The 22774-nt window shown below is 71.6% G+C and carries 21 protein-coding genes; 10 read left to right on the top strand and 11 right to left on the bottom strand.

Annotated features, from left to right (window positions below):
* Positions 1–20 precede the first annotated feature (20 nt).
* From ACIRL2_RS00740 to ACIRL2_RS00730, 3 genes are all read right to left on the bottom strand, one after another.
* A complete protein-coding gene (locus ACIRL2_RS00740) occupies positions 21–1235 on the bottom strand; it encodes an ABC transporter substrate-binding protein (RefSeq protein WP_395859723.1) in 1215 nt (404 codons plus the stop codon).
* Positions 1236–1315: 80 nt separating this feature from the next.
* Positions 1316–1741: a roadblock/LC7 domain-containing protein gene (locus ACIRL2_RS00735; RefSeq protein WP_360314312.1), complete on the bottom strand. Its 426-nt coding sequence runs from the start codon at positions 1739–1741 to the stop codon at positions 1316–1318.
* Positions 1738–4257: a nitrate- and nitrite sensing domain-containing protein gene (locus tag ACIRL2_RS00730; RefSeq protein ID WP_395859722.1), complete on the bottom strand. Its 2520-nt coding sequence runs from the start codon at positions 4255–4257 to the stop codon at positions 1738–1740. Before ACIRL2_RS00730 ends, ACIRL2_RS00735 begins: the two co-directional genes overlap by 4 nt.
* A 497-nt stretch (positions 4258–4754) precedes the next feature.
* Between ACIRL2_RS00730 and ACIRL2_RS00725 the strand changes: the two genes are divergently transcribed.
* Positions 4755–6425, top strand: a complete 1671-nt coding sequence (locus tag ACIRL2_RS00725) for a family 20 glycosylhydrolase (RefSeq protein WP_402229150.1) — start codon at positions 4755–4757, stop codon at positions 6423–6425.
* Between the two features lie 214 nt (positions 6426–6639).
* On the opposite strand, the gene ACIRL2_RS00720 is transcribed toward ACIRL2_RS00725, so the two are convergent.
* On the bottom strand, positions 6640–7863 hold the full coding sequence (locus ACIRL2_RS00720) for an MFS transporter (protein WP_395859719.1): 1224 nt from the start codon (positions 7861–7863) through the stop codon (positions 6640–6642).
* Positions 7860–8555, bottom strand: a complete 696-nt coding sequence (locus ACIRL2_RS00715; protein ID WP_402229147.1) for a DsbA family oxidoreductase — start codon at positions 8553–8555, stop codon at positions 7860–7862. Before ACIRL2_RS00715 ends, ACIRL2_RS00720 begins: the two co-directional genes overlap by 4 nt.
* Before the next feature lie 285 nt (positions 8556–8840).
* Here ACIRL2_RS00715 and ACIRL2_RS00710 point away from each other — a divergent pair, with 285 nt between their 5' ends.
* From ACIRL2_RS00710 to ACIRL2_RS00690, 5 genes are all read left to right on the top strand, one after another.
* Entirely contained in the window at positions 8841–9380 is a 540-nt protein-coding gene (locus ACIRL2_RS00710) for a TIGR03086 family metal-binding protein (protein ID WP_395859717.1), read from the top strand.
* 138 nt (positions 9381–9518) lie between these two features.
* The gene (locus ACIRL2_RS00705) at positions 9519–10454 is read left to right on the top strand and encodes an MBL fold metallo-hydrolase (protein WP_395859716.1); all 936 of its coding nucleotides are present in this window, start codon (positions 9519–9521) and stop codon (positions 10452–10454) included.
* A gap of 428 nt (positions 10455–10882) precedes the next feature.
* The gene (locus tag ACIRL2_RS00700; protein WP_402229145.1) at positions 10883–11665 is read left to right on the top strand and encodes a CoA transferase subunit A; all 783 of its coding nucleotides are present in this window, start codon (positions 10883–10885) and stop codon (positions 11663–11665) included.
* Positions 11665–12294 (top strand): 3-oxoacid CoA-transferase subunit B, encoded by a 630-nt coding sequence (locus ACIRL2_RS00695; RefSeq protein WP_395859713.1) that lies wholly within the window; start codon positions 11665–11667, stop codon positions 12292–12294. The genes ACIRL2_RS00700 and ACIRL2_RS00695 overlap by 1 nt, the downstream gene beginning before the upstream one ends.
* Before the next feature lie 136 nt (positions 12295–12430).
* Positions 12431–13411, top strand: coding sequence for a fumarylacetoacetate hydrolase family protein (locus ACIRL2_RS00690; protein ID WP_395859712.1), 981 nt, complete (start codon positions 12431–12433; stop codon positions 13409–13411).
* Positions 13412–13462: 51 nt separating this feature from the next.
* Here ACIRL2_RS00690 and ACIRL2_RS00685 read toward each other — a convergent pair whose 3' ends face one another.
* The 3 genes from ACIRL2_RS00685 to ACIRL2_RS00675 all read right to left on the bottom strand — a co-directional run bounded on the left by ACIRL2_RS00685 (position 13463) and on the right by ACIRL2_RS00675 (position 17159).
* Positions 13463–14107, bottom strand: a complete 645-nt coding sequence (locus tag ACIRL2_RS00685) for a response regulator (protein ID WP_395859711.1) — start codon at positions 14105–14107, stop codon at positions 13463–13465.
* Positions 14095–15402 (bottom strand): sensor histidine kinase, encoded by a 1308-nt coding sequence (locus ACIRL2_RS00680; protein WP_402229142.1) that lies wholly within the window; start codon positions 15400–15402, stop codon positions 14095–14097. The genes ACIRL2_RS00685 and ACIRL2_RS00680 overlap by 13 nt, the downstream gene beginning before the upstream one ends.
* A gap of 302 nt (positions 15403–15704) precedes the next feature.
* The gene (locus tag ACIRL2_RS00675; RefSeq protein ID WP_402229140.1) at positions 15705–17159 is read right to left on the bottom strand and encodes an MFS transporter; all 1455 of its coding nucleotides are present in this window, start codon (positions 17157–17159) and stop codon (positions 15705–15707) included.
* A gap of 80 nt (positions 17160–17239) precedes the next feature.
* On the opposite strand from ACIRL2_RS00675, the gene ACIRL2_RS00670 reads away from it, so the two are divergent.
* Complete coding sequence (locus tag ACIRL2_RS00670; RefSeq protein WP_402229137.1) at positions 17240–17686, top strand: winged helix-turn-helix transcriptional regulator; 447 nt, start codon at positions 17240–17242, stop codon at positions 17684–17686.
* Positions 17687–17741: 55 nt separating this feature from the next.
* Here ACIRL2_RS00670 and ACIRL2_RS00665 read toward each other — a convergent pair whose 3' ends face one another.
* From ACIRL2_RS00665 to ACIRL2_RS00655, 3 genes are all read right to left on the bottom strand, one after another.
* On the bottom strand, positions 17742–18308 hold the full coding sequence (locus ACIRL2_RS00665; protein WP_395859706.1) for a hypothetical protein: 567 nt from the start codon (positions 18306–18308) through the stop codon (positions 17742–17744).
* Positions 18309–18378: 70 nt separating this feature from the next.
* Complete coding sequence (locus ACIRL2_RS00660) at positions 18379–18732, bottom strand: hypothetical protein (RefSeq protein ID WP_402229134.1); 354 nt, start codon at positions 18730–18732, stop codon at positions 18379–18381.
* A 186-nt stretch (positions 18733–18918) separates the two neighbouring features.
* Complete coding sequence (locus tag ACIRL2_RS00655; protein WP_395859704.1) at positions 18919–19512, bottom strand: maleylpyruvate isomerase N-terminal domain-containing protein; 594 nt, start codon at positions 19510–19512, stop codon at positions 18919–18921.
* A gap of 90 nt (positions 19513–19602) precedes the next feature.
* Here ACIRL2_RS00655 and ACIRL2_RS00650 point away from each other — a divergent pair, with 90 nt between their 5' ends.
* The 3 genes from ACIRL2_RS00650 to ACIRL2_RS00640 all read left to right on the top strand — a co-directional run bounded on the left by ACIRL2_RS00650 (position 19603) and on the right by ACIRL2_RS00640 (position 22713).
* Positions 19603–20115 (top strand): GNAT family N-acetyltransferase, encoded by a 513-nt coding sequence (locus ACIRL2_RS00650; protein WP_395859913.1) that lies wholly within the window; start codon positions 19603–19605, stop codon positions 20113–20115.
* Between the two features lie 445 nt (positions 20116–20560).
* Positions 20561–21667, top strand: coding sequence for an alcohol dehydrogenase catalytic domain-containing protein (locus tag ACIRL2_RS00645; RefSeq protein ID WP_395859703.1), 1107 nt, complete (start codon positions 20561–20563; stop codon positions 21665–21667).
* Between the two features lie 104 nt (positions 21668–21771).
* On the top strand, positions 21772–22713 hold the full coding sequence (locus ACIRL2_RS00640) for a cyclase family protein (protein WP_395859702.1): 942 nt from the start codon (positions 21772–21774) through the stop codon (positions 22711–22713).
* Positions 22714–22774 lie beyond the last annotated feature (61 nt).

Raw genomic sequence — 22774 nt, 5'->3', positions numbered from 1 at the left:
CTTTCGCTCCGAATCCGCCGCTAGCCGAGCGTGCCGAGTTCGCGGACCATCACGTTGCTCAGCGCGGTGCCGTCCTGCTTGACCTCACGCAGGTACCACTTCTGCACGGGAGCGTGCGTGTTCGGGTTGAACTCCCAGGACCCGCGCGGGCTGTCGACCTTGCCGGTCTTGGCGATCGCGGCGTTGACCGCCTCCGGGGTGACCTTGTCGCCCGCGGCGGCGATCGCCTTGTCCAGCACGGCGGCCGCGTCGTACATGGTCGCCGACATCATCGTCGGCAGCGTGTTGTACTTGCCCTGGTAGGCCGCGACGAACGAGCGGTTGGCCGGGATGTCCAGGGTGGGCGTGTAGTTGAGCGAGGTGAACACGCCCTTGGCGGCATCACCCTCGGCCCCGAGTACCGCGCCCTCGGTCAGGAAGCCCGCGGCGTACAGCGGGATGTCCTTGACGTCGGACTGCTTGTACTGCTTGACGAAGTTCACCGCGGCGGTGCCCGCGTAGAACGTGTAGACGGCCTTGGCGCCCGAGTTCTTGATCTCGGTGAAGTACGGCTGGAAGTTGGTCGTGGCCGGGAACGGCGTCCACTTGGTCTTGCCGTCCGGGTTCGCCAACTTGCCGCCGGCCTGATCGAAGGTCTTGGTGAAGCCGCCGAGCTGGTCCCAACCACCCTGGTAGTCCGGGCCGATCGCGTAGACCGAGCCGGCCACGTTCTCCTTGATGTACGGCGCCGCCGCCACACCCGGCTCCTCGGAGAGGTAGCTGGTGTGCCAGACGTAGTCCGGCTTGTCGATCTTGCCGGGGCGACCGACGGCGCCGATCATCGGCACCTTGTTGTCGTTGACGATCTGCACGTTGGCGGCCACCGTGGCCGCGTTGGACAGACCGACCACCGCGGTGACCTTGTCCTGCTTGATCAGCTTGGTGACCGAGGGCACCGAGGTCTGCGGGCCGTCGCCCTCGTCGGTGATCACGAGCTCGATCTTGTGCCCGCCGAGCTTGCCGCCGTGCTGGTCGAGGTAGGTCTGGAAGCCGTTCTGCAGGTCCGGGCCGAGCGACGCGTAGACACCGGTCAGCGGGATCGTCAGGCCGATCTTGATCGTGCCGGAGGACGACCCGCCCTTCTTGTCGTCCGCCGCGCTGCCGCTGCACGCGGTGGTGAAGGCGAGGGCGCCGGCGATCAGGCCGGCGGCGGTGACGCGGAACGTGCGTCGGGTTATGGGACTTGCCGGGGTCATGACGTGCTCCAGGGTGTGGACGTGGGAGAGCGATCGAGCAGAGGGAGGGCTGCGTCGGGAGGGACGCGAGAGTGCTTCGGTCAGCCCAGCGCGCCGCGCTGCACGTGCAGGAAGCGCTCGCGGGCGGCCGGGGTCAGGGCCGGGCCGACCTGGTTGATCAGCTCGGCCATCTCGAACGAGACCTGACCGATGTCGCACTCCCGCGAGGCCAGCACCAGCAGCGAGGCACCGTCGCTGACCTGCATCGAGAACATGAACGCGCCGTTCATCTCGGTCAGGTTGCTGGCCACCGGGTCGGTGCCGAACAGCCGTGCGGCACCGGCCAGCAGGCTGACCAGGCCGGACGCGACCGCGCCGAGCTGGTCGGCGCGGTCCTGCGGCAGCGAACTGGTGTTGGCCACCACGAGTCCGTCCGCGGAGACCGCGACGGCGTGCAGCACCTCGGGCACCCGGGTGGCGAAATCGTTGAGCAGCCAACTGAGATCGGCTGCGGTGGGGTGGGTCACGATCTCTCCTTGTGATCCGGTTCGCCGCCGCCGGGGCGGGGCGAGGGGGCGCGGCGGGCCCGGCTGTGCCCGATGCCCTGCGCGAAGGCGGACATGGCCGCGGACACCTGGCGGGCGTCCCGGCGGTCCGGCGTGTTGTTCGCCCGGGCGGGCGTTCCGGCCGAGCCGACCAGCGGCGCGGCGGGTGCGGCGGGGCTGCCCGGGTGCACGGTGGGAGTGTCCCGGCGAACCCGCAGCGGCAGGCCCGTGTTCGTGGTGCGGCCGGACTCCGTCGGTTCCGGAGCCGACGGCAGCGACCGTTCCGGACGCCGCTCGGGTTCGACCTGCGCCGGCGGGGCCGGCGGGGCGAGCGCGGGCGGGGTCGGGGCGGCGGGCACGGGCGGCCGAGAACCGGTGAAGCGCAGTCCCGAGGGCGCGGGTTCACGCGGTCCGGGAGCGCTCGCGTCGCTGACCGGTTGCGGCCGGGTGGGCGTGAACACGCTCGGCACCGGCTCGAACGGACCCGGGTCGGGATGGCCGCCGGCGCGCACGCCGACGTCCGGCGCCCGACCCGAGGGGGGCAGTTGCGCGACCTCGGCCTTGGGCACGCCGCGGTGCCGACCGGGGCGATCGCGGAAGACCACGATGTCCTCGGGCAGGCCGACCTCGGCGACCGTGCCGCCCTGCGGGCCCGGGGTCAGGGTGATCGTGATGCCGTAGCGCGTGGCCAGGTGGCCCGCCACGGTCAGACCCATCGCGCGCACCGCGTGCACGTCCAACTGGGCCGGCGACGCGAGGCGTTCGTTGAACCCGGCCAGCCGCTCCGGGGTGATGCCCACGCCGGAGTCGGTCACGGTCAGCACCGCGCCGTCGCCGCGACGGTTCGCCTGGAGCACCACCCAGGTCTCCGGACGGCTGAACTTGGTCGCGTTGTCCAGCAGTTCGGCGAGCAGGTGCGCGACGTCGTCGCGGGCCCGTCCGGCGATCAGGATGCGCGGGTCCACCGCGCCGGGGTCGACCCGGGTGAACCGTTCGATCCGGCCGATCGCCGCACGCGCGACGTCCAGGAGCAGCGCGTCCTCGCGCACGCGCGCGGTGCCCTCGCCGCCGAGCACCAGCAGACTGGTGTTGTTGCGGCCCATGCGCTGGACCAGGTGGTCGAGCGAGTACAGCCGCTTGAGCCGGTCCGGGTCGTGCTCGTGCGCCTCGGCCTCGTCGAGGACCTTGACCAGGCCGTCGGTGAGCCGCTGGTTACGGCGGGCGAGCGCGACCAGCACGGTGGCGATACCGGCTCGCAGGACCGCCTGTTCGGCGGCGATGCGGACGGCGGCGGTGAAGACGGTGTTGAACGCCGAGCCCACCTCGGCGATCTCGTCCTTGCCGCGCACCTCGATGGGGGTCCCCGCGCGTTCGGCGATCTCGTCGGCGGTCGCGCCGTCGAGGGAACGCCCCTGCTGGAGCTTGGCGACCGCGTCCGGCAGACCGGTGTAGGCCACCTCGTGCGCGGTGTCGCGCAGGCGCAGCAGTTCGCGCGTCATCGGCCGGCCCAGGCGCAGCACCAGGATCACGGCGGCGGCCAGCGCGAGCAGCACCGCCGCGGCCTGTCCGATCGCCCACCAGCGTCGGCTGTCGCGTTCGTCGCTGACCGAGGACAGCACCGACGCGTCCACGCGTCGTTCGACGTCGCTGATCCGGGCGATCCGGTCGGCGGTCGCCTTGGTCCACACGTCCTGAGGGATCAGGATGGGTGTGTCCACCTTGGCCCGGGAGACGGCGTCCTCGAGCTGGTGGACGGCCAGGATCTCCGGGCCGGTCTGGGCGAGTTCCAGCCAGCCCAGCCACTCCTCGTCGGCGAGCGACTCGAAGGACGTCTCGCTCTCGTCGTAGCCGGTCCGGGTGGCCAGGATGTCCTGCTGTTGGGACGGCGAGATCCGGTTGGACGACAACGCGCGCAGGACCGCCGTCTGTTGTTGTCCCAGCCACTCCGTGGCGTGCGAGAGCGCGGCGGCGGCACGCAGGCGGTCCGAGTTGTCGGGGCCGGCGCCGCCGGCCTGGGCCACGCTGTCGCGGTAGTCGAGCGCGTCCGCGATCAGGATGCGGTAGCGGAAGACGACGGCGGTCAGCGAGGTGCCCTTGGGCGCCTGGACCTGCTCGCGCAGCGCGGTCAGGTCGGTCAGACCCGCGTCCAGCCTGCGCAGGCGTTCTTTGGTGTTGCCGGGGATCGAGCCGAGGTCCTTGCGCAACTTGCGGTAGCGCGTGGCGCTCTCGTCCGTCGCGGCGGTGCGCTGGTGGTACGTGACCAGCGCGTTGCTGCCGGCGTCCGGCCACAGCACCGCGGCGGCGGCCGCGCGTTCGCTCTGCAGGCGGTGCGCGAGCTCGCCCGCCTCCGCGGAGACCTTGGTCAGCGAGCGAAGGCGGTTCGCGTCGAGGGCCTCGCCGGTCGTGGTGGACACGGCGAGTCCCGCGGACCCCACCATCACGGTGAGGGGCACGGCGACGAGCAGGACGAGCTTCCGAGTGATGTTCAGGTCGTCCACCACCAGGTCGGTGCCGGGGTGGAGCGAGGCAGGGATACGGAGTCGAGTATTCCGCTTGTCAAGTACGTCATTTTCCCGATGATTCGCACTTTCCGGTCTTGCGCTTTCGGTGACGCGGATCGCGTCCTATTCCGTGCACGACGGGCAGAGCCTAGCGGCATTCGCACGTGTGCTCGCAGTGGCCGGTGGGTAATGCATCGCGCGCCCCGCATACGGCGGCGAATGTTGACATCCGTAAGTTAACTCTGCGAAGGAATATGCATGGTCGGTCATGGCAATACACGGACGCATATCACCTGATTTGGCTCCGACTTCTCCCGTCGGACGTCTTTATCCGTATTTTGACCCCCACCTCCGGGTGCCCGTTTGCCAACCATTCGTTGGGATATACCGGATCGTTGCCCTCCGGTTTCGAAGTGTCGACCAACCGGATAGTCGACCCCGACTGCCTAGACTGAGCCGAGACCGATCCCGGCGGACCGAATTGGGAGAGTCACATGCAGCGCCGACGCGCCCTGGCTTTTTTCCTGGCCGTGCCGATCGCCGCCGCCGCGGGGACGGCCGTATGGGTCACCGACTCGTCCTCCTCCGACGGCAACCCCGGGACCGACCCGGGCGCGGCCCCGGGCTCGGGCGCACCGGACCCCGGTGGTGCCGAGCCCGGCGCTGCCGAGGCCGGTGAGCCGCCGCCCGGACCACTCGCCGCCGACGCCCGAGGACTGGTCCCGATCCCGATCGAGGCGCTCGGCGCCCAGGGCGCGGGCTGGACGCTGTCCCGGGACACCAGGGTGCGGGCCGCGACCGAGGCCGCGCGGGCGGTCGCCGAGGTGGTCGCCGCCGAACTGCGCACCGCCACCGGCCTGCCCCTGCCCGTGGTGGTCGATGCCCGCGCCCACGCCGGAACCGACCTGTCCCTGGTGCCGGACCCGCCCGGGACGACGCCGGCGGACCGGCCGGCCGGCGACGAGGCGTACGCGTTGACCGTGACCGCGGGCGGCGCCACGATCCGCGCGAGCGCTCCGGCCGGCCTGTATCGAGGCGCCCAGACGTTGCGCCAACTGGTCCCGGCCCGGGCACCGTTCGAACTGCGTCCCGCCGTGGTCCGGGACGCGCCGCGGTATCCGTACCGGGGCATCATGATCGACCTGGCCCGGCACTTCTATCCGCCCGCCGAGATGCGCCGACTGATCGACCACATCGCCGCCTACAAGTTCAACCACCTGCACCTGCACCTGACCGACGACCAGGGCTGGCGGATCGCGATCGAGGGCCGACCCCGACTCACCGGAATCGGCGCCTCGACCCAGGTCGGCGGCGGGCCGGGCGGCTTCTGGACGGCGGCCGACTACCAGGGGGTGATCGGCTACGCGGCCGAGCGCTTCATCACCGTGGTGCCCGAGATCGACATGCCCGGACACACCAACGCGGCGATCGTGGCCTACCCGGAACTGGCGTGCGACGGACGCAAGTACGCCCCCTACACCGGTACCCAGGTCGGCTTCTCCGCGCTGTGCGTGGACGGCGAGGCGACCTACACCTTCCTCGACGAGGTGCTCGGCCGGCTCGCCGAACTCACCCCGGGCCCCTACCTGCACATCGGCGGCGACGAGACGCACACCCTCAAGCCCGCGCAGTACCGGGCGTTCATGGCCCGCGCGCAGCCGATCGTGGCCAGGCACGGCAAGCAACTCATCGCATGGCACCAACTCGCCGCGGGCGACCCGGTGCCCGGCGCGATCATCGAGTACTGGGGCGCGTCCAAGCAGGACGCGGCCGCGGTCGCGGCCGCCGCGCGGGCCGGGCACAAGGTGGTGATGGCCCCGGCCGACCACGCCTACCTGGACATGAAGTACGCCGGGGGCGAGCGGCTCGGGGTGACCTGGGCGGGCACCGTGGATGTGCGCACGTCCTACGACTGGGAACCCTCGACGCACCTGCCGGGGCTGCCCGCGGACGCGGTGCTCGGGGTCGAGGGCGCGTTGTGGGGCGAGACGATCAAGAGCGTCGCGGACGCCGAGTATCTGCTCTTCCCACGGATCGCGGCGGTCGCCGAGGCGGCCTGGTCCCGGCCGGAGCGGCGCGACTGGGCGGACTTCAGGACCCGGATCGGCACGCACGAGGCGCGGTGGCAGGCGCGGGGGATCAACTACGCGCGGAAGTTGTCCTGACGCGGGCGCCCGGCGTGGGTGGGTTCGGCCCTCGGGGCCTGTGCCCGGGGTCTGTGCTCGGGGCTGGTGCCCGGGGCCTGTGCTCGGGCCTGTGCTCCGGTTCGGGCTCGTACCTCGTGCCCACACCCCGTGCCCGGGCCCACCTCGGATCCGTTCCCGGGTACCGGTCCGCCGATCGGATCGATCGGCGGACCGGTACCCGGGAACGGAGCAGTCAGCGGCGGACCGCCCCCGCGGTGAGCGCGATGATCGCGACCAGCACCGCCGGAATGGCCAACGCCGTGGTCAGGCTGGTGTGGTGGGCGATGAAGCCGATCATCGGCGGGCCCGCGAGCAGCCCGATGTAGGCGATGCCGGTCACCCGCGAGATGGCCCACGCGGCGGGCACTCCCGGGGTGTTGCCGGCCGCGCTGAACGTCACCGGTGCGACCGGGGCCACCCCGACGCCGAACAGCGTGAAGCCGAGCACCGAGACCGCCGGCCACGGCGTGGCCAACGCGAGCGTCATGCCGAGCGCGCCGATCAGCGCGCCCACCCGCAACACCGCGACCGGGCCGAACCGTTCCACCACCCGGTCACCGGCGAACCGGCCCGCGGCCATCGCCACCGACATGCCCGCGAAGCCCAACCCGGCGACACCCGGCGAACTGTCCAGCGTCTCGCGCAGATGTACGCCGCTCCAGTCCGCCACCGCACCCTCGCCGACGAACGAGCACAGCCCGATCAGCGCGAGCAACACCACGGCGCGATAGCCCGCGAGCAACCGGAGCAGACCACCGCCCGCGGCCGGCGCGGCCGGTCGCGCCGGATCCGCCGGCTCGACCGGCGCGTGTACATGCGGGTCGTCCGCGACGCCCAGCAACGCACGCGAACCCGCCCATACGGCCAGTGCGAGCACCACCGCCATCACCGACAGATGCACCCGGGGAGTGATCCCCAGGGCAGCCGCGCCGGATCCGACGAGCGCGCCGAACAGCCCGCCGAGGCTGTAACCGCCGTGCAGGCTGTTCATGATCGGGCGGCGCAAGTGCTGCTCGATCGCCACGCCCTGCGCGTTCACCGCGACATCGGTGAAGCCCATCAGCATGCCCAGGACCAGCAGGCCCACCGCCAACGAGGGCAGGTCCCACGCGAACGCCGGCAGGAGCAGCGCCAGACAGCCGCCGATCACCGACACCCGCGCGACCCGCTTGCTGCCCCATCGCCCGGCGGCGGTACCCGCGAGTTGCACCGCCACCAGCGCGCCGACCGGCGAGCCGAGCAGGGCCAGCCCCAACTGGGCGTCGTCGAGTTCCAGATCCTCCTTGAACTGCGGGATCCGGGCCAGGAAGTCCGCGACCGCGGCGCTGAACGCGAAGAACACGAACAGCGCGGCCAGTCGCGCACCGCGCAACCGCTCGGCGGAGAGTTCCCGGGTCGTTCCCCCCGAGACGCTCACACCGCGCAGGAGCCGTCGGCGCACGCGTCGCCGTCGCCCGCGGGCGCGGCCGACTCGGCGCTTTGATCCCGCACCTGCTCCAGGACCTGGAGGAACGTGGACGCCTCCTGCGCGCCCTGGACCGCCCACTTGCCCTCGAACACGAACGTCGGCACCGCGGTGACGCCCATCTCCCGCGCCTCGGCGATCTCGCGCCGGACCTCGTCGGTGCCCTCGTCGGACGCGAGGAAGGCGACCACGCGGTCCCGGTCCAGGCCGGCCTCGACCGCGAACTCGGTCAACCGGTCGTGGTCGGCGACGTTCTCGCCCTCGGTGAAGTACGCCGCGAGCAGCCGGTCCTTGAGCGCGGCCTGGGCCGCCGGACCGAACTCGGTGAGCGCGAGCCACAACACCCGGTGCGCGGTCAGCGTGTTCACCGCCAGGGCCTGGGTGAAGTCGAAGGTGATGCCCTCGCCGGCGCCCACGTCGGCGAGCCGCGCGTTCATCCCGTCGAGGTTCGCCGCGCCGAACTTCGCGGCCAGTCGCTCGCGCAGCGGCGCCGGCTCGGCCGGAGTGGTGGGGTCCAGCTCGTAGGGACGGTACGTGACCTGGATGTCCTCGGCGCCCGGGAACGCCGCGAGCGCGCGCTCGAAGCGCCGCTTCCCGACGTAGCACCACGGGCACGCGATATCGCTGTAGATCTCGACCTTCACTTGCTCTCCAGCTTCCTTGCTCGGTGGTCGGGGGCACGCGACGCTCGGCGGCGGCGTCCCGGGACGCACGGGATCGAAGACACGCCCTGGGGCGATACAAAGGACGGACGTACCGACGGTCACGGCGGCGGACGCACCGGATGTGAAACATACGTGCAGGCGCCAAACATTCCCCAACCGGCCGTATCGCCGCCGGGGACCCGGGCGTAATCTGACCGCTGCTCGTCGTCCGTCACCCGGAACGCATGCCGTGCCCGCGCGGCGTCACCTGCCCGAGGAGTCCTCGTGGACCAGATAACCCAGTACAGGCGCGCCGTCGACGCCTTCCGTCCGCTGCTCGCCGAGGTCGGCGACGAACAGCTGGGGCTCGAGTGTCCGTGTGATCAGTGGGACGTACGAGGTCTGCTCACGCATGCCACCGGCGCGCAGCGCGGTCTGGCGGCGGCCCTGGCCGGGCCCACCGAGCCGGTTTCCGAGGATCCCCGGGAGGACTTCGAGGCGGTCGTCGAGACGATGCTCGCGACCTTCACCCCGGAGCGGATCGCCGCGGCGATCAAGACCCCGTTCGGCGAGCAGAGCGGCGGCTTCCTGCTCGGCCTGGCCACCGGCGACATCTTCGTGCACGCGTGGGACCTGGCCCGCGCCCTGGGCAAGCCGACCGATCTGGACCCCGAGCTCGCCGAGGTGCTCCTGGAGCGCATGCGCAAGACCCTGCCGGACGCCGCGCGCGGGGAGGGTCGCGCGTTCGGCCCGGAGCAGCCGGTCGCCGCGGACGCGCCGCCCGCCGACCGGCTCGCCGCGTTCACCGGCCGCGCGGTGAACTGACCCCGAATCGCCCGCCGGGCCCGGGACATCCCGGACAAGCCCTACCGGACGCGGCACCTGACGGCTCGTCAGGCTGCGCACGGGGTGGTCGGCGGTGTATGCACGTCAACGCACACCCCCAGTCGATCGGGAGTATCGATGAGCACGTCGCAGCACGATCACGGCCGGATGGATCCGCCTCGCGTCCAGGAGGTGGCCGACGGAGCGTACGCGTACATCCAGCCGGACGGCACCTGGTGGATCAACAACACCGGGTTCCTGGTCGGTCCGGAGGGCGTCGTCGCGATCGACGGCTGTGCCACCGAGGCCCGGACCCGCACTTTCCTGGAGACGATCGCGAAGCACACCGACGCCCCGGTGCGCACGCTGATCAACACCCACCACCACGGCGACCACACGAACGGGAACTACCTGTTCGAGTCGGCCACCATCGTGGCGCACGAGAACACCCGGACCGAGATCCTGAATCTGGGGATCATGGAGGTCGAATCGATCTGGCCGGGCGTCGGCTGGGGCGGAGTGCGCGCGGTCCCGCCGTTCCTGACCTTCACCGACGGCGTCACCGTGTACGCGGGCGATCTGCGCGCGCAGGTACGGCACTTCGGCGCCGCACACACCTCGAACGACTCGGTGGTGTGGCTCGAGGAGCAGGGCGTCCTGTACACCGGCGACCTGATCTTCAACGGCGGCACTCCGTTCCTGCTGATGGGCTCGCCCGCCGGCTACCTCGAAGTGCTGGAGCGGGTGAAGCAGTTGGGCGCCACCACGCTGGTTCCCGGACACGGCGAGGTGTGTGGTCCGGAGCAGATCGACTACGCGATCGGGTACACGAACTTCGTGCTGGAGACCGCGCGCAAGGGGCTTGACGCGGGGCTGGACCCGTTGAGCGTGGCGCGCGAGACGGACCTCGGCGAGTATGCGGCGTTGTCCGACCCGGAGCGGATCGTGGGCAACCTGCATCGTGCGTACGCGGAGTTGAACGGGGTCGAGCGGGCGGGGGCGATCGACATATACGGCGCGCTCGGGGACATGGTGACGTTCAACGACGGCAAGCCGCTCTCTTGCTTCGCGTGACGGGGTTGGCCGACCTGCGGTTTCGCTTCGCGTGACGGGGGTTGGTCGACCTGCGGTCCGGTGGCCTCAAGCGCCGGCCGGGCTGGGTTGGCCTCAAGCGCCGGCCGGGCTGGGTGGCCTCAAGCGCCGGCCGGGCTGGTGTGCTCAAGCGCCGCACGGGCTATGTGGCCTCAAGCGCCGGCCGGGCTGGGTGGCCTCAGGCGCCGGCCGGGCTGGGTGGCCTCAGGCGCCGGCCGGGCTGGGTTGGTCGGCCGAGTTGGATGTGGTCGGTTGCGGGCGGGTTGGGTGGTTGTGGGAGCGCCGGTTGGGCTGTGGGGTGGCCTGGCCGGCGCTTTTGGTGGGTTTCCGGTGGGTGGAAGGTTGGGGGGTGGGGCGGGGGGTGGGCGCATAGCTTCGGGGGGTCGGGGTGGTGGGTGATCGGAGATGGCGTGGACAAGGTGGTCGGTACGGCCGAGGCGGCGGTGGCGGATATCGGGGACGGGGCCTCGATCGCGGTCGGCGGGTTCGGGCTGTGTGGGATTCCCTCGGTGCTGATCGGGGCCCTGTACGCGCAGGGCGCCGGCGATCTGCGGGTCGTCTCCAACAACTGCGGCGTGGACCGATGGGGACTCGGCATCCTGCTGCACGCCGGGCGCATCTCGCGCGCGACCGGCAGCTATGTCGGTGAGAACAAGGAGTTCGCCCGGCAGTACCTGTCCGGTGAGATCGAGCTCGAACTCACCCCGCAGGGCACGCTCGCCGAACGGCTGCGGGCCGGTGGGTGCGGCATTCCGGCCTTCTTCACCCCGGCCGGCGTCGGTACCCAGGTGGCCGAGGGCGGTCTGCCGTGGCGCTACGACGCGGCCGGCGCGGTCGTGGTGGCCTCGCCGAGGAAGGAGGTGCGGGTCTTCGACGGGGTCGAGTACGTCCTGGAGGAGTCGATCACCACCGACTACGCGCTGGTCCGGGCGGCCCGGGGCGATCGGCACGGCAATCTGGTGTTCGACAAGTCGGCGCGCAACTTCAACCCGCTCGCCGCGATGGCCGGGCGGATCACCGTCGCCGAGGTCGAGGAACTGGTCGAACCGGGCGAACTCGACCCGGACGAGGTGCACCTGCCCGGCGTGTTCGTGCAACGGGTGGTGGTCCTGAGCGCGGCCCAGGCCGCCGAGAAGCAGATCGAGAAGACCACGATCACCGCGCCGGCGGCGTGGGGGACGGTGCGCGACTGATGGCCTGGACCAGGGACGAGATGGCCGCGCGGGCGGCGGCCGAGCTGGCCGACGGGTCGTACGTGAACCTCGGCATCGGGTTGCCCACGCTGGTGCCCAACCACATCCCGGCCGGCGTGCACGTGGTGTTGCACTCGGAGAACGGGCTGCTCGGAGTGGGACCCTACCCGCGCGAGGACGAGGTCGACGCGGACCTGATCAACGCCGGCAAGGAGACCGTCACGGTCCTGCCGGGTGCCTCGTTCTTCGATTCGGCGCTGTCCTTCGGGATGATCCGAGGCGGTCACATCGACGCCGCGATCCTGGGCGCGATGCAGGTCAGCGCGGTGGGCGACCTGGCGAACTGGACCATCCCCGGCAAGATGATCAAGGGCATGGGCGGCGCGATGGACCTCGTGCACGGCGCCCGTCGGGTGATCGTGCTGATGGAGCACGTGTCCCGGAAGGGCGAGCACAAGATCGTCGAGACGTGTTCGCTGCCGCTCACCGGCAGGCGCTGCGTCCAGCGCGTGGTCACCGACCTCGCGGTGATCGACGTCACCGACCGCGGCCTGCTCCTGGTCGAGACGGCTCCCGACGTCACCGAGGACGAGGTGCGCGCGAAGACCGGCGCGAAGTTGCTGTCCTGACACGGTGGGCCGACCCCTGTGGCTCTGTGATCATGTGGCGATGATCATGGGGCAGTGATCATTTACCTGTGATCATTCAGCGATACCGACGCCGCGTCGCCGGTGCTCGGCACGTATCGGAACAGGGAGCAATCGCATGAAGTTCGCCACCTTCGACCTGGCCGGCTCGACCCGTTGCGGAGTCGTGGCCGGTGCGGGCGACGCCGTCGTGCACCCGCTGCCGGTGGGCGTCACGCTGCTCGGCCTGATCGAGCGCGGCGCCGAGGAATTGCGCGCGGCGGGCGAGCGGGCTCTGTCGGAGCCGGCGGTCGCGCTCGCCGAGGTGCGGCTGCTGCCGCCGCTACAGCCGCCCACCGTCCGCGACTTCGTGGCGTTCGAGGAACACGTCGAGGGCGTCGCGGTCACCGTGCAGGGCCCGGACGCGACCGTGGTGCCGGAGTGGTACGAGCTGCCCACCTTCTACTTCACCAACCCCTACGCGATCATCGGCCCGAGCGACGTGGTGCCGATGCCGCCCGGGTCGAACGTGCTCGACTTCGAGTTGGAGGTCGGCATCGTGATCGGCCGCGCGGGCAAGGACCTGACGGTCGAGCAGGCGGCGGAGCACATCATCGGCTACACCATCTTCAACGACTGGTCGGCGCGCGACCTCCAGGCCCGTGAGATGCGGGTGGGCCTGGGTCCGTGCAAGGGCAAGGACACCGCGACCACGCTCGGCCCGTGGCTGGTGACCGCCGACGAGTTCGAGGTCCACCGGGACGCGGACGGCTTCCTGGACGTGGCCATGCGCGCGTCGGTCAACGGCGTCGAGGTCGGCCGGGACTCACTGGTCAACATGGGCTGGCCGCCCGCCGAACTGGTCGCCTACGCGTCGCGTGGCACCTGGGTCCGACCCGGTGACGTACTGGGCACCGGCACCTGCGGCAATGGCGGTTGCCTGGGTGAACTGTGGGGTCTGGGACGCGAGTTGCCGCCGCTGCGACCGGGCGACACGGTCGCGCTCACGGTCGAGGGAATCGGCACGCTGACCAACACCGTGGTCGAGGGCGCCGCACCGCGAGCGATCCCGGCCGCGCGCAAGCGCCCGCGCACCCGCAAGGAGTCCTTCGACGCGTGAGGCCGCGGCCTCCCCGGCCTCCCGGCACTCGGTCGGCGGGTGCTCGTTCGCTCAGCCGTTCAGATAGGCGAGTACGGCGAGCACCCGTCGATGCCCCGCGTCGTCGGGGGCCAGCCCGAGCTTCGCGAAGATGTTGCGGATGTGCTTGTTCACCGCGCCCTCGCTGATCACCAGAAGCCGGCCGATGTCCGTGTTCGACCTGCCCTCCGCCATCAGTGCGAGCACCTCGCGCTCGCGGGGGGTCAGTTCACGCAGCGGGTCGTCGGAGCGGCGCCGGACCAGGAGTTGGGCCACCACCTCGGGATCCATCACCGTGCCGCCCGCCGCCACCCGACGCAGCGCGTCGGCGAACTCGTCGACGTCGCCCACCCGTTGCTTGAGCAGATAGCCGGTCGCCCCCTTGCCGTCGGCGAGCAACTCCGCGGCGTACCGGTCCTCGACATAGGCGGACAACACCAGCACGGGCAGCCCGGGCCGGCGCCGCCGGGCCTCGATCGCGGCCCGCAGCCCCTCGTCGCGAAAGTCCGGCGGCAGTCGCACGTCGACGACCGTGACGTCCGGGCCGTGCGCCGCGACGGCGGCCAGGAAGTCGGCGCCGTTGTCGACCGCCGCCGCGACCTCGAAGCCCTCACCGGTCAGCAGCAGGACCAGGCCCTCGCGCAGCAGCGCGTCGTCCTCCGCGATCACCACCCGCACGGCAACTCCGCGCGCAGTCGGGTCGGTCCGCCGACCGGGCTGTGCACACTCAACCGGCCGTCCAGCGCGGCCGCGCGCCGCCTGATGCCGACCAGGCCGCTGCCCGCGTGCTCGTCCGCGCCACCGCGCCCGTCGTCCTCGACCTCGATCACCAGCGTGTCCTCCTCGCGGGTCAGCCGGACCTCGACGTGTGCGGCGCGGCTGTGCTTGGCCACATTGTTCAACGCCTCGGCGACGACGAAGTACGCGGCCGTCTCCACCGCGGCCGGTGTGCGGGTCAGCCCGGCGGTGTGCACGACGCAGGGCACCGGACAGCGGGCGGCCAAGGCCGAGACGGCGCCGTCCAGGCCGCGTTCGGCCAGGATCGGCGGGTGGATGCCGCGCACCACGTCGCGCAACTCGTCCAGTGCGTCGCCGGCCGCCCGTCGAGCGCGTCGGACCAGCGGCAGCGCCTGCTCCGGATCGCGTTCCAGGGCCCGTTCGATCAGCCCGAGATGCAGCACCACGGCGAGCAGTCGGTTCTGCGTACCGTCGTGCAGATCCCGTTCGATCCGCCGCAGTTCGGCGCCGTGCGCGTCCAGTGCGGCGGCTCGGCTCGCGGTGACCTCGGCCAGCCGCTCGACCACCGACCCGTCCGGCGGGGTGAGCAGCGGCCGGGTCAGCCGGGCCTGGCCGCGCAGCAGCGGTGCGGCCAGGGCGACCGCGAGCACCGCGACCGCCGCGCCGATCGGGAGCATCGCCGCGGCCTTCCACCACGAATCGACCGCGAAGCCGACGCCGGACGGCGCCCGACCCGGCACGGCCCACCACCACAGCGGCATGGTGAGGTTGTTGACGGCGCTGATGGTCAGGCCGAGGCCGAGCACGGCGGCGAGGGTGCCGCTCAGGCCGTGTACCGGAAGCCACAGCAGGTCCCGTCGGCCGGCGGGGTCGGTCAGCGCGATGCGCGCGCGGGTGAGCAGGGGGCCGTCGAGGGGGCGATAGTGCTCGGGCACCGGTGGGCCGCCGAGCACGACGCCCACCCGACGGCGTTCGGCGCCGGCCAGTCGCCGCACCCCGCGCAGCAGCGGGGTCAGCAGGGGCAGGCCGAAGCCGGCGACGTACAGGCACGCGCACATGAGGACCACGGGCAGCGCGAGCAGGGCGAGGAGGCCGGTGCCGCCGGCTCGCGCGAGCAGACCCAGCCGGGTGGGCAGGCCGCGAAGCGCGGCGCGGGCTGCGGGCAGGCCGGAGAGTGCGGCTCGCCCTGTGGGGAGCGCGGCGCGTGCTTCGGGCGGTTCGGGTTTCGTGTGCACCGCTCGACCCCTTTCCTGGGCTCGTTCGATGGTCTCCGCCGCCGCGCGCGAGAGGTAGCCGAGCCGCGGGTGTCCCGATGGTGGTGCGCGCACCACCATCGGAACGGGCGCGTGCGGGCTGCCGGGACACCGCCACGAAATCCTACGTTTGTGCAGGTCGGCGGCTCACCCGGAGCGGTCGGCGGCAACGACGAAGGAGTCGACCGTGAGCGACCGATCCTCCCGACCGCGTCCGGCGCTGCGTCCGCCGTGGTCCTGGCTGCTGCTGTTGCTCGTCGTCGGCGTGGTCGTGAACGTACTGATCACGGTGTGACGGGCGGTGCCGCGGACCTGCCCTCCATCCGGTGTGCGCGCACCAGTTCCAGCACCCACACCAGCAGTGCCAGCGCTCCGAAGGCCGCGCCCAGTGCGCACACCGCGAGCCAGCCGGCCGCCGCGTACAGGGTGGTCGAGGCGATCGCGCCGCCCGCGCTGCCGATCGAGTAGAAGATCATGTAGCCGCCGATCAGCCGGCTGCCGGCGTCCGGGCGCAGCGGGTGGATCAACGTCTGGCTGGTCACGTGCACCGCCTGTACGGCGAGGTCGAGCACGATGGTGCCCAGGACCAGTGCCCACAGCGACTGGCGGGTGAAGGCGAGGGGCAGCCAGGACAGGGTGAGCAGCACGAGCGCGATTCCGGTGACCCGGTTCGCGTGTCCTCGGTCGCTCAGCCGCCCGGCCGGGATCGCGCCGAGCGCCCCGGCCGCGCCCGCCAGGCCGAAGGCGCCGATCGCGGTGTGCGACAGCGACAGCGGCGGCTCGCTCAACGGGAGCGCGACGCTGCTCCACAGGGTGCTGAAGGCGGCGAAGATCAGCAGCGCGAAGAGCGCGCGGACCCGGAAGAGGCGTTCCTCGACGAACAGCGTCACCGTCGAGACGAGCAGCTTGCGATAGGACGGTGGCGCCTTGCGGTCGGACGGCGGCGTGTCGACGGAAGCGGGCACCCGATCGTCGCGCCGACGCGGAAGCACTCGGTACAGCGTCCCGGCCAGCGCCAGGGTCAGCGCGGCGAAGCCGAGGTACACCGCGCGCCAGCCCGCCAGGTCGGCCACCGTGCCGGAGACCGTTCGGGCGAGCAGAATGCCGGTGACCACGCCGCTGGTCACCGAACCGACGACGCGACCGCGTTCGGCCGGCGCGGCCAGTGCGGCGGCGTAGGCGACGACCGCCTGGGTGACCACCGCGAGCAGGCCCACGGCGATCATCGCGACGAACAGCGATGCGGCGTTGCCGGCCAGCCCGACACCGGCCAACGCGGCGGCCAGCAGCGCGAATTGGCCGACGAGTAGCCGGCGACGGTCGACCAGGTCGCCGAGCGGGACCAGCAGGAACAGGCCGAATCCGTAGCCGACCTGGGTCAGCGTGACCACGACCCCGACGGTGCCTGCGGCGAGGCCGAGGTCGTGCCCCATGGTCACCAGGAGCGGTTGGGCGAGGTAGACGTTCGCGACGGCGACGCCGGCGGCGATCGCGAAGACGAGGGTGAGCGCACGGGAGAGCGAGCCGGATCCGGCGGTCGACGCGGTGCCCACGGCTTCCCGGATTCGCGCGCCGGTTCGGGCTTCGGTCCCCTTCCCTGTTCCCGCGTCGGTTCCCTTCCCGGTGCGCGCTTCGGTCCTCTCCGCGGTGCTGTGTTCGTTCCGCTCCTCGGTGTGCTCCGGCACGTCGTGCTCGGCTGCCATGTCCCGCCCCTCGTGCATCTGGTTGCAAATTGCCACCAGATGCACGCTAGACGAGCTTGGTAGCATGTTGCAACCAGGGTGATGGTGGGTGATCGCCCGGCAGGAGAGGACGAGGCATGGTGCAGCGCACGCGGTTCGACGACAGCACGTGTCCGGTGGCCCGGTCCGTGGACGCGATCGGCGACTGGTGGTCGCTGCTGATCGTGCGCGACGCGTTCGACGGGAGCCGGCGGTTCGGCGAGTTCCAGCGCAGCCTGGGCGTGGCCAAGAACATCCTGACCGCACGACTGCGCGCGCTGGTGGCCGGCGGGATCATGGAGGTGGTGCCCGCGTCGGACGGCAGCGCCTACGGCGAGTACGTGCTGACCGCCAAGGGCCGCGACCTGTTCACCGTGATCGTCGCTCTGCGGCAGTGGGGCGAGGCGCACTGGTTCGAGCCGGCCGAGCCGCAGTCCAGCCTGCTGGACCGCCGCGACGGCCGGCCGCTGCGGGCGCTCGAGGTGCACGCCGCGGACGGCCGGCGGATCCGGCCGGAGGATACCGAGGTGCGCAAGGTCGAATGAGCCGCGAGCGGCCCGGGGCCGCGTGAGCCGCGAGCGCCCCGGGACCGCGATCGACCTACCGCGCGGGCGCCGCCACCAGGCCGAGGCGGGTCAGCAGTTCGAAGAACAACCGCTCGACGAACGGATCCCGCTTCAGGGCCAACAATTCCAGGACGGGCTCGGGCCGCACCTGGTACCCGGCCGCCGCGGCCCACCGGACCGCGGCCTCCGCGACGCGGGGCCGATCCTCCTCCAGCCACGCGGCGGCCTCGTCCCGGACCCGGGCGAAGTCGCCCCGCCCGCCCGCGCGTTCCCACCGGTCCTGGGCCAACCGCGAGGCGGCGGTGCCGGGGTCGAGCCAGCCCTCCCAGAAGTGCGTCCCGCTCAGCCCCTGGACGTGCGCGACATCGCTCTCGAACACGCCGCAGACCAGTACGGGAGAGCCGGTCCGGGCGGCCAAGTCGGTCAGCCACGGCCCCTGGAAGGCGTACGGATCCTCGAAGTGCCGCACGTGCACCGCACGCCAGCCGTCGAGGTAGGACCACTCGCCGTAGACCGGATGTCCGCTTCCGCCGACGAAGGGGGCCAGGTCCGTCAACGGCGTCTGTGCGCGTAATACGACGATGTCCCCGTTGAATCCCATGGCCCACCCCTTCGGTCGCGATGTCCGTCGGGGTTCAACGTAGATACCGCGTCCGACAACCGACCGGGTGTCAGGTCCGCGCCTCGGGGACCTGCTCCACGGCGCTCGTACCGCTGCCCGGCCTGGACTCCCACTCCCAGGTCTCCTCCAGCCGGATCCGCCCGTCCGGCAACACGACCACGGCACTGAGGCAGTGCCCCGAAGCGGTGGCGCCGGACCGGTTGAGCTGCGTGTAGCGGAAGTCCAGCGTGTCCGCTTCGCGAGTGCCGATCAGGTGGCCCCGCACGATGTCGCCGCCGCTGTATTCGGCCCAGACCACGCCGTCGCGCTCGTGGTACGTGAAGAACGTGGAAGCGTCCACCTCGCCGTGCTCGGGACGATCGAGCGGGGCGAAGCCGAGTCCATCCAGGGACGGTGCGGGCATGGTGCGTACCTCCGACGGGCGTGTGCGGTCGGGTATGCGACGCGCGACGGGTACCCGGTGTCGGCGCCGGGCACCGCGCGTGCGGTACTCGGCTCCGGGCGTGCGATGCGGCGCTCGGACGCGAGCAGCGTAGACGCGGGGCGCCTGGATCGACGTCCTCCACCCGGAGGATTCGACGGCCCCGGCCTACGTCGCGGGGAGGCCCTGCCAGCGCCACTTGCCGACCCGGCGCGGGTGACCGGGGAGTTCGGTACGGCCGGTGCACCACAACAGGGTGGGCCAGGCGTCGAAACCGGTCGGCGCGTCGGGGAACATCCGTGCCAGCACGCGGGCGCAGATCTGCGGATCGGGCCGGTAGGCCAGGTCGAGCCCGGCCGCCAGGTCGTGCATGTGGACCATGACCTCGATCATGCCCATTCCCGCGAAGCCGTCCGGGTCGGAGATCCCGTACGGATGGAACGCGCGGGCCGAGTCGGGCCGGGTGGCCACCATGGCGGTGAGGAGCGCCCCGCCGGCCCGGACCGCGTGCAGGATCTCGGCCGGCGTCGCGTCGGCGTCGGCCTCGATGTCCACCGGGAGGTAGTCGTCCATCCGGCCCGACGCGATCTGGCCGGCGTACACGTACAGATCGCCGACGATGTGGACCAGGGTGTAACGACAGTCCCATTCCAATTCGCCCGCCGGGCGTGACCAGTCCCGTTCGCTCTCGGTTGCCTCGGTCAACACCGCGACGGCGTGTGCGACCGTCGATTCCACGTCCTGTGCAGCCTGTGATCCCATTCGGCGATTTATACCGGGGCGGGTGCGAAGGCGCATGTCCATTCGGTGAGGATGGTGGTTCTGCCGGCCACCGCGTCCCCGGAGAGCATCATGACCACCGCCACCACGACCGCGACCATCGTGCCGATGCGTGCCGAGCACGCCGACCAGGTGCTCGCGATCTATCAGCTCGGCATCGACGGCGGGGACGCCACCTTCCAGGAGAGCGCGCCGGACTGGGCCGAATTCGACGCGGGCAAACTGCCCGAGCACCGCTTCGTCGCGCTCGACGGGGCGACCGGCACGGTGCTGGGTTGGGTGGCCGCGAGCCCGACGTCCAAGCGCGCGGTCTATCGCGGTGTGGTGGAGACCTCTGTCTACGTCCATCCCGACGCGGCGGGCCGGGGAGTGGGCCGCGCCCTGTTGAGCGCGCAGATCGCCTCGACCGAGGCGGCCGGCGTGTGGACCATCCAGGCCGGCGTCTTCCCGGAGAACACCGGCAGCCTCGCCCTGCACGCGGCTCTGGGCTTCCGCACCATCGGCACCCGCGAGCGGGTCGGCCGGCACCACGGCCGCTGGCGCGATGTCATCCTCCTGGAACGCCGCAGTCCGACGGTGGACTGAGCGGACGCGCGCTTGAGGGTCGGGGTGGGTCGAGGCGGGTCGCGGGCCAGAGGTGCCCCCGGACCGCGGTGGGTCGAGCGGGGCGCGCACGGCTCCGTGCCGCGGGTGGTTCGAGCGGGACGCGCACGGCTCCGGACCGCGGCGGGTCGAGCAAGACGTGCATCCGACGGATCGCGGTCGGCGGGGCGCGCCCTTCGAGGAGCGCCCTCGACGCGCCCACGATCGCCGCTCGCGCCCGCCTCCGCGCCCGGCGACCGCCGTCGTCAAACGTCCGACGGGTCGTCAGATCCCAGGCCCGCTATGCCTTGACCTCTTCGGCGCGCGGTGAATAATCGACATCGTTGTAGTGATCAAGGATGTGGAAGTTCGGCTTGGGGTGGGCCGGTCCGGTGCGCGGCGAACACACCTCGCGGCGGGCCGTCCGCCCGGAACGAGGAGACGGTACATGCGCGCGATCCTGCACACCGCCACGGGCGCCGAGATCCGGGACGATGTCACCGTACGTGACCCGGAGGCCGGTGAGGTTCTGGTACGGATCGTCGCGACCGGGGTCTGCCACAGCGACGTCAGCGTGCTGGAGGGCGTCATCGAGTGGCCCACGCCGTCCGTGCTCGGGCACGAGGGCGCCGGGATCGTGGAGAAGGTCGGCGCGGGCGTCGGTACGGTCGCGCCCGGCGACCACGTGGTGATCACCACGATCGCCGCGTGCGGGATGTGTCGGCACTGCCAGACCGGCCACCCCAATCGTTGCCGCCAGACGCTGGGCAACCGGGGCACGCCGTTCGCGATCGGCGACGAGCCGGTGTGGAACTTCGCCGGTGCGTCCACCTTCGCCGAGCTCACCCTGGTCAAGGAAATCCAGTGCGTGACCATCCCGAAGGACGTGCCGCTGACCTCCGCGTGCCTGGTGCCGTGCGGCGTGGTCACCGGCTCGGGCGCGGTGCTCAACCGGGCGAACGTACTGCCCGGTCAGACCGCGGCCGTGATCGGCCTCGGCGGCGTCGGCCTGTCCGCCGTCCAGGCGCTCCGGCTCAAGGGCGCCGGCCGCGTGGTCGGCATCGACACCGTGCCCGGCAAGTTCGAACTGGCCGGCAAGTTCGGCGCGACCGACTTCGTCAAGTCCGGGAAGGACGTGGACGTCGCGGACGAGATCCGCACCCTGTTCCCGTACAGCGACGAGGTCAAAGTCGGCGTATTCGGCGCGGGCGGCGTGGACTGGATCTTCGAGTGCACCGGCATCCCGTCGGTACTGGAGAACGCCATGGAGGCCCTGGACTGGGGCGGCACGCTGATCGCCGTCGGCCAGCCCGCGCAGACCGCGACCGCCAACATCCGGATTGCCAATCTGCTCCAGTGCGACCGGGGCATCCTGGGCACGCGCGCAGGCGGGGTGCGTCCGCACGAGGACATCCGGGCGATCGTCGAGCTGTACCGCCAGGGCAAGTTCGACCTGGACGCGCTGGTCTCCAAGGTCTATCCCGCCGACGGCTTCCACGACGTGCTCGACGACATGCACAACGGCCGGATCGCGCGCGGCGTCATCGCGTTCTGAGGCCCGCCCGGCCCGGATCGACCGGCCGGATCGCCGATCCGACCGGCCCGCCCGCCGGTTGCGGATCGCCGATCCGGCCGGCCGCCCGAGAGGACCGCCGACCCATGACGGACGACACCCGACCCGGTACGGACGAGCCGGTGCCCGCCGCCGGGAACTGGGGCCGCTGGGGCCCCGAGGACGAGCGCGGGGCGCTCAACCTGATCGAACCGGCGGGCGTCCGGGCCGCCGCGCACGAGATTCGGACCGGGCGCTCGTACTCGCTCGCGCTGCCCATCACGCGCGGCAACCAGCCCGCCTTCGACTTCCGCGGCTCACCGCAGCGGCTCACCCTGGTCAGCCAGACCGACGCGATGTTCGAGGGGTTCGAGGGCGGTGACGACGTCGGCTCGAACGAGGACGTGCTGATCATCCCGTCGCACAACCTCACGCACATGGACGCGCTGTGCCACGTGCAGGCCAAGGGCCGCTTCTACAACGGCTTCCCGGCCGAGACGTTCCGCTCGCACACCGGCGCCGGCCGCTGCGGGATCGACAAGCTCGGCGCCTTCGCGACTCGGGCGGTGCTGTTGGACCTGCCTCGGTACTTCGATATCGAGTATCTGGAGGGCGGATACAAGATCACCGGCGCCGACCTGGCCGGTTGCGCCGAGCGACAGGGCGTCGAGGTCCGCCCCGGCGACGCGCTGCTGGTCCGCACCGGCTACCTCGACGAGTACCGCGCCATCACGGCCTCGGGCCGCGAACCGTCGTTCGCGCAGCCGGGCCTGTCGCTCGACGCGGTGGAGTACGTCCGGGCGCGGGACATCAGCGTCGTGGGCGCGGACAATAGTGCGATCGAGTGCATTCCGTTCGACGATCGGTTCCTGTCGGTACACATCGCGTTGCTGGTCGAATCGGGAGTCCCGCTTCTCGAACACCTGTGGTTGAGCGAGCTCGCCGAGGCGATGGCGGAGGAGGGCGCCTATTCGTGCCTGTTGTGTGTCGCGCCGCTTCCGGTCACCGGCGCAACGGGTAGCCCCATCAATCCGGTTGCCATTGTCTGATCGTCTGACGACTGACATAGTCCATGGGCAGGTCGTCTCGGTCTCGTTTCCTCCGTCGGGA

The sequence above is a fragment of the Embleya sp. NPDC127516 genome (assembly GCF_044765325.1).
Lineage (GTDB): Bacteria > Actinomycetota > Actinomycetes > Streptomycetales > Streptomycetaceae > Embleya.
Note: the sequence above shows the minus strand (reverse complement) of the source record. Positions and strands in the feature narration are given on the sequence as shown.